Source organism: Catenibacterium faecis (assembly GCF_014306455.1).
GTDB lineage: Bacteria > Bacillota_I > Bacilli_A > Erysipelotrichales > Coprobacillaceae > Catenibacterium > Catenibacterium mitsuoka_A.
Window position 1 is genome coordinate 23,253 of the sequence record NZ_JACRWG010000026.1, and the last position, 10,671, is coordinate 33,923.

At 33.2% G+C, this 10,671-nt stretch carries 11 protein-coding genes; 9 read left to right on the forward strand and 2 right to left on the reverse strand.

The window, feature by feature from the left end:
* The first annotated feature begins 31 nt into the window (after nt 1-31).
* The 7 genes from H8909_RS07200 to H8909_RS07230 all read left to right on the forward strand — a co-directional run bounded on the left by H8909_RS07200 (nt 32) and on the right by H8909_RS07230 (nt 7,885).
* Nucleotides 32-835, forward strand: a complete 804-nt coding sequence (locus H8909_RS07200; RefSeq protein WP_022424225.1) for an ABC transporter permease — start codon at nt 32-34, stop codon at nt 833-835.
* Between the two features lie 8 nt (nt 836-843).
* Nucleotides 844-1,662 (forward strand): ABC transporter ATP-binding protein, encoded by an 819-nt coding sequence (locus tag H8909_RS07205; RefSeq protein ID WP_022424226.1) that lies wholly within the window; start codon nt 844-846, stop codon nt 1,660-1,662.
* A gap of 50 nt (nt 1,663-1,712) precedes the next feature.
* Entirely contained in the window at nt 1,713-3,947 is a 2,235-nt protein-coding gene (locus tag H8909_RS07210) for a bifunctional glycosyltransferase family 2 protein/CDP-glycerol:glycerophosphate glycerophosphotransferase (RefSeq protein WP_187012337.1), read from the forward strand.
* Nucleotides 3,948-4,040: 93 nt separating this feature from the next.
* Nucleotides 4,041-5,234: a CDP-glycerol glycerophosphotransferase family protein gene (locus tag H8909_RS07215; RefSeq protein WP_187012338.1), complete on the forward strand. Its 1,194-nt coding sequence runs from the start codon at nt 4,041-4,043 to the stop codon at nt 5,232-5,234.
* Nucleotides 5,224-6,321: a CDP-glycerol glycerophosphotransferase family protein gene (locus H8909_RS07220; protein WP_187012339.1), complete on the forward strand. Its 1,098-nt coding sequence runs from the start codon at nt 5,224-5,226 to the stop codon at nt 6,319-6,321. The genes H8909_RS07215 and H8909_RS07220 overlap by 11 nt, the downstream gene beginning before the upstream one ends.
* Before the next feature lie 2 nt (nt 6,322-6,323).
* Nucleotides 6,324-7,154: a DUF975 family protein gene (locus H8909_RS07225; protein ID WP_187012340.1), complete on the forward strand. Its 831-nt coding sequence runs from the start codon at nt 6,324-6,326 to the stop codon at nt 7,152-7,154.
* Nucleotides 7,154-7,885, forward strand: coding sequence for a CPBP family intramembrane glutamic endopeptidase (locus H8909_RS07230; protein ID WP_187012341.1), 732 nt, complete (start codon nt 7,154-7,156; stop codon nt 7,883-7,885). Before H8909_RS07225 ends, H8909_RS07230 begins: the two co-directional genes overlap by 1 nt.
* Before the next feature lie 93 nt (nt 7,886-7,978).
* Here the strand turns inward: H8909_RS07230 and H8909_RS07235 are convergent, their stop codons facing one another.
* Complete coding sequence (locus H8909_RS07235; RefSeq protein WP_187012342.1) at nt 7,979-8,173, reverse strand: hypothetical protein; 195 nt, start codon at nt 8,171-8,173, stop codon at nt 7,979-7,981.
* 1 nt (nt 8,174) lies between these two features.
* On the reverse strand, nt 8,175-8,864 hold the full coding sequence (locus tag H8909_RS07240) for a transposase (protein WP_369409819.1): 690 nt from the start codon (nt 8,862-8,864) through the stop codon (nt 8,175-8,177).
* Nucleotides 8,865-9,025: 161 nt separating this feature from the next.
* Here H8909_RS07240 and H8909_RS07245 point away from each other — a divergent pair, with 161 nt between their 5' ends.
* On the forward strand, nt 9,026-9,226 hold the full coding sequence (locus H8909_RS07245) for an IS1634 family transposase N-terminal domain-related protein (RefSeq protein WP_006504377.1): 201 nt from the start codon (nt 9,026-9,028) through the stop codon (nt 9,224-9,226).
* Entirely contained in the window at nt 9,213-10,601 is a 1,389-nt protein-coding gene (locus H8909_RS07250; protein ID WP_187012344.1) for an IS4 family transposase, read from the forward strand. Before H8909_RS07245 ends, H8909_RS07250 begins: the two co-directional genes overlap by 14 nt.
* Nucleotides 10,602-10,671: the final 70 nt, after the last annotated feature.

Here is a 10,671-nt window from a genome sequence, read left to right on the forward strand (position 1 = left end):
TATTAAGATAGATTATTAAGGAGGATCCAACGTGTTAGAGGCTGTAAAATATGTAATCAAAGAAAACAGCGAGAACTTATTTCGTATTTATTCTATTTCGAAATATGAAGTACTAGCTGACATGCGTGATTCAAAGTTAGGTTTATTCTGGAACTTTGCGAATCCAATTATTCAAGTATTAACATATTGGTTTGTATTTGGATTAGTATTAAATCGTAAGTCAGTAGATGGTATTGAATATATCTGGTGGATGCTTGGAGGTATGGTTGTATGGTTCTTTATTTCTCCATGTATTACTGCAGGATGTAATGCTATCTTCTCTAAAATAAATATTATTACTAAAATGAAATTCCCAGTCAGTGTCCTTCCAGCAACAGTGGTATTATCTAAACTATTTGACCACTTCTGCTTGATGTGTATATTGACAATACTATTCTGTTTTGCTGGATATTATCCATCATTACATTGGGTAGGACTTATTTATTATTGTTTCTGTGGTGTTGTCTTCTCTATTTCTTTATCAATGACAACATCTGTTCTCAATATGCTTGCACGTGATACAAGAAAGTTAGTGCTTGCTATTATGCGTTTATTATTATACATGACTCCAATCCTATGGAATGTAAAGAACCTTCCATCTATTCTGCAGAGAATCATGTTAACTAACCCTATTTATTATATTGTTCAGGGCTATCGTGACTGTTTCTTCTATCATCGTGGAATTATGTATTATAAATATTCTGCTTTCTGTTTCTGGGCTATTACGGTTTTCTTATTTATATTTGGAAGCTGTATTATGTATAAATTCAAATCTAAGTTTGTAGACTTTATTTAGGAGGGATTATGGATTCAAATATCGCAATTGAAGCACGTCATGCTTCTAAAATATATGAACTAAGATCTAAAGAGAAAAAAAGCGATGTCAAGTTTTATGCCCTCAAGGATTTAAACTTTGAAATCAAGAAAGGACAGGTTGTAGGTATTCTAGGAACAAATGGTTCTGGTAAATCAACTATGTCCATTATTCTTGCAGGGATCTGTGATCCTGATGAAGGTGAAATCATTGTAAATGGGACACAGGCTTTGATTGCTATTAATACTGGATTAAATGCACAGTTGACAGGACTTGAGAATATTGAACTAAAAGGTGCTTTATTAGGTCTTTCTAAAAAGCGTATTGAAGAGATTAAAGAAGGTGTTATTAATTTCGCAGAAATTGGTGATTTCCTCTACCAGCCTGTAAAGAAATATTCATCAGGTATGAAATCAAGACTTGGTTTCTCAATTAACCTTTGTCTTGATCCAGATATCATGATTGTCGATGAAGCATTAAGTGTCGGTGATAAAGGTTTTGCTGAAAAATGTCTGAATAAGATGACTGAATTAAAAGAACAAGGTAAAACAATTATCTTTATTTCACATAACTTAAGACAGGTAAGATCATTTTGTGATAGTGCTATGTGGATTGAAGGTGGTATGCTTCGTGAATATGGAGATATTGATGAAGTATGTGATCATTATGCTGACTATGTAGAGTACTACAATCATTTATCCGCAAAAGAGAAAAGGAAAGTACGTGATGAGAAATTCGCAAAGCGTGTGATTCCTAATTCTCATCGTACACTAGGTGATAAGCTCTTTGCTGCTATTAAGACTAGATAAACAAAGGGCAGGGGAACCTGCCCTTTTAAATAGAGAAAGGAAGTAAAGTTATGAAATTATCAATTATCATACCATTTAATCGTTATATACATTATTTATATGACTGTTTAGAAAGCATCAAGAATCAGAATTTGACTGATTATGAAGTCCTTTTAGTAGTAGATGCTATTGAAGATGTAAAGGATAAGATCCACAAATATGATTTACCTATTACTCTTATTGAATCTGGTGAAGCAACAGTAGGTAAAAAGAGAAACATGGGTCTTAATCTTGCTAAGGGAGATTATGTTTATTTCTTAGATAGTGATGACTATGTATTGCCTAACTGTCTAAATGCTTTAATGAAAGAAGCAAAAAAATCTAATAATCAAGTTGTTGCTGGTAAAAGAATGGTTTCATGGTTCAAGAAAAAGGTTTATGAAACAATGAGCGATGAAACAAATATCGAAAGAAACTTAAAGGATAAAGATCATGATCGTCTTGAAAAAGTGGAAAGAAAACAAGAAGAACATGTTTATGACAGTGAACCAGAACAGTTTAAGATTGATCTTCTTATTCGTACAAGACATGCGTTAAGAAATGTATCATGCTTAAATCTTCTTATTAAACGTTCACTTATTGAAGAGAATCATATTTCTTTTAAAGAAGAATTCTTCTGGTATACAGATGCACCATTTGTAGTTGAACTATTAAAATATACAAATGATGTTTCTTTTGTGGAAGATGCTCTTCTAGTTAAACGTAAGCATAATGACCCAATCAATCGTCCTGCTTTATCCCAGATTAAGGATCCTGATGGTCGTTTTGATGAATTTATTGAAGCGCATAATTATTGCTTAGAGATTTCTAAGGATTATCCATCTATTCATTATTATATTAATGCGAAGATGGCTAACTACTTTACGAGTTTCTTTGCTAAAAAGGTCAGAAGAAGTGAAGATGATAAATGGAGAACAACACGTTTTGATACAATGGCCAAAGTTCTAACTCGCATTGAACCAGAACTATTAAAGAAATCTCTTTATCGTCGCAGACTTTCTAAAGCATGTATGAATCATGACTTAAAGAAAGCACAAAAAATCATTGCAGCTCACTTAGCTGGTGTTAAAGCCAAGAAAATCTTTAAGAATAAGAATGAAATGAATAAGTACTTATATAGACATAAATATAAGAATGAACCTATTCAGAAAAATCTTATTATGTTTGAAACATTCCGTGGGGCAAGTTATGCAGATTCACCTAAATATATTTATGAATATTTGGCTAAGAACTTCCCTGGACAATATGAATTTGTCTGGGTACTTAATGACACGAAGACAAAACTCCCATATGGTGGAACAGTCGTTAAACGTATGACACGTAAATATGCTTACTATCTTGCTGTATGTAAATACTTCGTATTTAATACAAGACAGCCATTATGGTATCGTAAAAGAGAAGGACAGGTCTTCCTAGAAACTTGGCATGGCACACCACTTAAACGTCTAGCCTTTGACCAGGAAGAAGTGACTGCAGCTTCTCCTACATATAAGGCTCAGTTCTATCGTCAGAAACAGGAATGGGATTATCTCATTGCACCTAATGCATTTTCTAGTGAAATATTCAAGAGCTGCTTTATGTATAAGGATGAAGGAGATACGATGTTAGATACAGGTTATCCTAGAAATGACTTACTCTCTGATCCTCATAAAGAAGAAATTGCGAAAGAATTAAAGAAAAAGGTTGGTATACCACTAGACAAGAAAGTTATTCTCTATGCTCCTACATGGAGAGATGATGAATATTATGGCAATGGTGCTTATAAGTTCCAGTTAAAATTGAATCTTGAACAGATGAGAAAAGAATTAGGTGATGAATATGTCATTATCCTAAGAACACATTATTATATTGCGGATGTACTTGATTTAACTGGTTTAGATGGTTTTGCGTTTAATTTAAGTAAGTATGATGATATTACTGAAATCTATTTGATGAGTGATATTCTTATTACTGACTATTCAAGTGTATTCTTTGACTTTGCGAACCTTAAACGTCCAATGTTATTCTATACATATGACTTAGATAAATATCGTGATGTATTAAGAGGCTTCTATATCAATATGGAAGAAGAACTTCCAGGCCCACTTGTATTCACAACAGACGAAGTCATTGACACAATCAAGCATATGGATGAAATCACTGAAAAATATGCAGATCGTTATGTAGAGTTCTATGACAAGTTCTGTGGCTGGGAAGATGGTCATTCTTCGCAGAGAGTTGTTGAAACAGTATTTGAAAAGAATTAGCTTTCCTTTACAGGGAGCTTTTTCTTTGTATCAGTTTGATTGACTAGGACAGTCATTCTCACTATAATAGACCCTAACAAAGGAGAAATCATCATGAAATTGATTAAGAAAATACTAGGTAAAATGATTCGTTTATTATATCGAATTGTTTATCGCTTCATACCATGTGATGATCATACAATCTTATTTATATCTTTCCATGGTCGTGGCTATACAGATAATCCTAAGGCATTACACCAATATATCAGTGATCATAAAGAATATGCCTCATATCGCTGTATCTATGCAATCAAGCATCATAAAGAAAAGAATCTCACTATTCCTAATGCTAAGATTATAGAATACTTCAGTATTCCTTATTTCTTCTATCTTGCAAGAAGCAAGTATTGGATTTCTAACTGTAAGCTTCCTAAATATGTATTAAAGAAGGATAACCAGGTCTATTTACAAACTTGGCATGGTACACCTTTAAAGAAGCTTGCTCATGATATTGAAGTGCCAGAAGGGACAACATTCTATCGTTCTGGCATGTCTATAGAAGAAATGCGTGCAACTTATGACAATGATGTCTCTAAATACAACTATATGATTTCTCCAAGTGCTTTTACTACAGAAGTCTTCCAGACATCTTTTAGAATCAATAAGGAAAGACTCATTGAAACAGGTTATCCAAGAAATGATATATTATCTAACTATACAAAAGAAGATGTAGAAACTATTAAAAATAGAATGCATCTTCCTCACGATAAAAAGATCTTACTTTATGCACCTACATGGCGTGATAACTCATTTAATATGAAGGGCTATACATTTAAATTAGAAGTTAACTTCAAGAAATGGCAGGAAGTATTAGGGGATGAATATATTGTTGTATTTAAACCTCATTATTTGATTGTGAATGATTTTAACTTAGATGAAGTGAAAGACTTCGTTTATTATGTAGATCCTCAGGAAGATATTGCGGATTTATACTTAATTGCAGATGCGTTAGTGACAGATTACTCAAGTGTCTTCTTTGATTACGCGATATTAAAAAGACCCATCTATTTCTATATGTATGATCTAGAAAACTATCGTGATGAATTAAGAGGATTCTATCTAGATATTTATAAAGATCTTCCTGGAGAAGTCATTACAGATGAAAATACATTACTTCAGAAGATTCATACACATGACTTTGACTATGACCGTTTAATAGGCTTCAATGAACGTTTTAATAATCATGAAGACGGACAGGCCAGCAAACGTGTCATTGATATACTATTAGGTGAACAGCATGGGGCTTAAGAAAATTGTATTAAACATCATTCTTTCATTTGTGAACATCTTTGTATCACTTATTCCTATTAAAAAGAATCAAATTGCATTTGTTTCATTAGAAGACAATGTTTTAAGAGATGATTTCTTAGATATCTATAATCATCTTGATGCATCTCATTATTCTATTAAGAAAGTACTCATTCATTATGATAAAAAATCAGTATGGAATGATTTTTTATATCTCCTTAACTGCATTAAACAGATTATTGTGATTAATACATCCCATATCGTACTCATTAATGACAATAACTATGTTGTCTCTCATTATAAGAGACAAGGTGTTAAGGTCATTGAAGTATGGCATGCCACAGGAGCTATTAAGAAGTTTGGAAATGCGATTAAAAGACAATATCCTATTAATAACTATGACTATGTTATTGCGAATAGTGATTATTGGGTAGAACCTTATTCTCTTGCTTTCTCTGTAGATAAAAACAACGTACTTGTAACAGGTATGCCACGTGTCGATCATTTATTTGATGAAACATATAAAGAAGAAGCAAAAAAGAACTTTTATCTCAAGTATCCAAAATTAAAAAATAAGAAGATATTACTTTATGCACCTACATTTAGAGGAAATATTTATAAAGGATTTAAAGCAGTTGATTTTGATTCAAAGAAGCTTATGTCTTTGCTAGATGAAGATACAGTTCTACTTTATAAATATCATCCACTTATGCATAATATTCCGATTGAAGAAAATGAACGTATACTTAATATGAATCATGAGAATACTTATGATTTATTTATTGTAAGTGATGCGCTTATTTCTGATTTTTCTTCTATTATCTTTGATTATTCTATTCTAGATAAGCCGTTGTATTTCTATGTGCCTGATTTAAAGGAATATATGCGTCATTTAGGATGTTTTGTAGACTATAAGAAGGAAATGCCTGGTCCATTATGTTATAATGAAGATGAATTAGTAGATGCAATACATTCTAATAAACATTATGATATTAAAGCATTTAAGAATAAGTTCTTTAAATATCAGGATGGAAAGAATGTAGAACGTATCATCTCATTCATAGAACAGTTAATCAAGGAGGATTAATTATGAATATTTCAATGATTAAACAGCGTGCAAGAGAAATTGCACGCGTCAACAAAGCAAGTTTATCACGTATCTGCTTGATCATAGGTGTTATTTCAGCATTCCCTAGCTTACTTGATTCGGGTAATGGGGTGATGTATATCATTTATTTGGTTATTTCAGCGTTATTACTTACTGTAGAACAAGGACATGTTGTAGCAGGACTTAAAGTTGTTACTGATCGTGAACAAGAATTATCCGATAATGATGGTGTCTATGGTCTAGTTAACTGGATTGAATACGTACCAACTTATCTTACAAAAGTACTTGTAAATTTCGTTATAATATCTATTTTTGTAGCATTTATTGTGGTATGCTCTCTTGGCTCTTTTGGTGGCTTATTTGCGCTATTAAGTGATCCTTATAGAGTTTCACCTATTACGGGTGTTGTTTCAGGTTTATCAGCACTAAGTGCGATATTATTGTTTGTGTTGCTCTTTGCCTTCGCATTTGTAATGATCTGGGTTAATTTACGTATGTTTGCGATGACATACCTACATCAGGAATATGGTATTAAAGGCTTTGGGGCGCTTAAGGAATCATTCACATTAATGAAAGGTCATTGCGCGGATTTATTATTAATCAATCTTTCATTTATTGGATGGATTCTTCTATGTGCCATCATTAGTGGTATGATTGGTGGCTTATTTGGTGATAATGGTATTGCAGGATTGCTTGGCTCAATTCTAAGTGCAGCAGTAGCGGCTTATACGTACCAGCCTGCTTATATTACTGTTCAGGCACTATTCTATAAAGAAATTGCTTATAAGTTCTATGATGAGGGGAGAATCTAATGAGAAAAAGAATTGATCGTTTTACGAGAAGACTCTCAGGACAGGAACTTGTTTTAGGATGTGTCATCTTACTTCCATTATTCTTCTATTGTAATAGTTATATCGGAACAGCGATTGTAAAATGGATAATCTTAACATTTAACCTTTCAGTTGCTACTAATACTGCAACAATCTGGCTGAACTTTGCGGTTGATTTAATTACTGCACTTGTTGCGGTGATTATCTTAAGAAAATTCATCAAACGTCAATGGAAAGACTTCATGAATAATAAGCTTTCTATTATTGTTGCAGGATGTTTTCTAGGATTCTTCCTCAATATTTGTGCTAATGCGATTGGAAGCAGTATAGTTAAGCTGTTTGTGGATCAATCATCAAGTGTGAATCAGCAGCAGGTAGAATCACTTACTAAAAGTATTCCTGCCATCATGTTCTTTGTGACAGGATTCTTAGCACCAATAGGGGAAGAATTGATCTTTAGAGGCGTTATTTTTACAGGTCTACGTAAATATAATAGATTTTTAGCTTATGTGGTCTCTGCCTTCTTATTTGGCTTTATTCATGTTATGAATTCAGTCTTTGCAGGTAATATCTTTGAAATGGTACAGATGATACCATATGCTTGCTCAGGACTCGTCTTTGCGTATATTTATGAAAGTACAGATAATATCTGCGCTTCTATTCTTACACATATGACAAACAATATATTTGCGTTATTAGTCATCTTATTCTAAACAAAAATGCGGTAATTTAAAATAACTAGGGGTTTCCTAAATTTTAATTATCACGTAGTATGGGGTGAGATTCACCCCATACTTTTTTATGCTCTAGAAGTCTATTTCAGAAATATCTAAATCTAACGATGAGGCTTCATCGTTATTTTTTATTAGGGAATACTGAATATCATCAATTCGGTGAGAAATAGACTCCAGACGAATAAGAATATCCTCTAAAACTTCATCTTCCTCAAGTATTACTGGTTCATTATCCTCATCAATAATAAGTTTAAATACCTTACTCATATTATTTGCCATCCTTTCTGATACTTGTGTAATAGAAGGTTGTATCCTCATTTAATGTATAAAGGATGCGATTGCGAAATCTCTCCCAGTTCAGATAGCCGTTTGAGGCATGCTTGATTAGTTTGATAGACTTGTTTCTGTTTTCAACGATGGCAGTGTTCATCTTTCTGTTTGCCTTGTCATCCACAATTATGAAGCTGTTGATGATCTCTCTTTTCCAGTTGGTAAGAGTATTCGCAAACGGACTCATCTCTGCAATAGGACTGCTTCTGAAATCAATGATGATCTTCTCAAGCTGTTTCTTTGCAGTGTCATAAGTGCAATAATCATAGAAATAGGTAACATCATTCCTTAGATAGAATGCATCCTCTAGTTCATCATCAATGGCCAGCATAAAGTCCAGTATTTCGCTATAGTTGAGATATCTATTCAGCGTACGATTGAATTTTCTATCGACGTTGACATCTAATATTTTTTTGTTGGTTGAAAAAAGCAGCCAATTGAATTTTTTTAATACATAATAGTATCTGGATGCTTCTTCGAGTTCTACTATTTCTTCAGGGGTGATAGTTTTATTATTTTCCTTCGGTTTAAGAGTGTTAATAGTCTTTCTGAATCTGTTCTGGACACGAATTCTCACTCTATCTACCCTGCGATTTAATTCCTGAATCACGTGAAAGTGGTCAGTTATACAGACTCAATGGAGTCAACTTAAGAAGTTGGCTCTTTTTTATTGCTTTTTTTCCTATTATAAGTGTATATTTATGACATTGTAGTTAAGAATAAAAGATTGAATATATTTATATAATGCCATATACATAGTATAATGTAGTTAAGAAAGAAGGCGATTATATGTTTGTTAGAGCTGTAAAAAATAATAAAGGTAAGAAAAATACCTACTTCTGCTCACTTGTTGAGTCATATCGTGACGAATCCGGTGTCCCTAAACACCGTGTCCTTATCAACTTTGGACAGGTAGATGAGGAAGCTGTCCCTTATTTAAAGGCTGCTTTCGCTAAAAAGAAGCCACGTCTCGTTTATGATGATGAATGATGTAGTTAAGTCTTCTGAACTATCAGAACTTTTCTTTGACTTCAACACCCTAATACATTCTGCCAAGGTCAATGATCTCTGTAGAAAGAAAAAGTGCGATTTCACTCGCAACAGAAACATGAACTTCTATTCTATTATCTACTATTTCATTTTCAGAAACAGAACTACCACTAATGCCGAACTTACACATTTTTATTCTTCAATAGATAGATTCGAAAAGAGAATCAGTAAGCAGGCACTCAATAAAGCCATAAGAAAACTCAACCCTAATGTCTTCACATATCTTATTAATCAGTTCGCATCTATTTATTATTCAACTTCACTTCCTAAAAAATACCGAGATCATCTTCTCATTGCAGAGGATGGTACCTATATGGAGATTCCTTATAATCTGCTTAATATCAATGAATTTCAGTTCGCGCTTGGAAGTCATGTACGTGATATGTTTGATGTGAAGAAGGTGCAGTCAAAGGCAGGAGGACTATATGATGTTACTAACGGACTGTTTATAGATTTTTCATTGAAGCAGGCTCCCTATTCTGAGACGCCTCTAGCCTTTGAACATCTCTACAGGACAAGGGAGGTGCTGGAAAATCAAAAAGTCATCTATCTGGCTGACAGAAATTATGGATCTGCTGAAATCATATCTCACCTGGAAGACCTAAGATACAGTTATGTCATCAGAGGGAAATCAAACTTCTATAAGAAGCAGGTTGCGAGCATGGAATCAGATGATGAATGGATTGAAGTTGAAATTGATGAAAAATGGCTTAAAAGATTTCGATTTTCTCCAGAAGCCAAGGAACTGAGAAAAGAAAATCCAACCCTTAGAATCAGAGTCATTAAAAGAGAGTATCGATATACTGATAATAAGAATAAGGAGCACTGTGAAAAACTGATATATTTCACTAATCTTAGTAGCGAAAGCTTCACAACTGCTGAAATCATGGAAATCTACTCAAGAAGATGGGATATAGAGGTTTCGTATAAGACAATGAAGACAACACAGGAAGTTGAGAGACATATAAGCAGTGATGGAGATGTTGCAAGAAATGATATATATGCTAAGGTTCTGTTTCATAATATAGCTGGTGTTATAAGAAAGGAAATGAATCAGGAATTAGAGAACAGACATACACCAGATACTAAAGAATATGTAACGAACATAACGCAGCTGCAAGCTATTATTCATGACACGAATTTTCTGTACTGCTTTATGTTTGGATTGAAGGAAAGAATTAAAGAAAAGATAGATAATATCACGAAGCATCTAAACAAAATAAAAGTGCCTGTCCGTCCAAACAGGCACTTCCAACGCTGGGGTAGAAGTGTGAAACAAAAATCAATCAAAACGTATAAAAAAAGACAAACTTAAAAACAAGTTTGAATAATTTAGAAAAAATAGAATAGTTGAATTTTATGGTTTAGTTAATTTAGAAACGTCA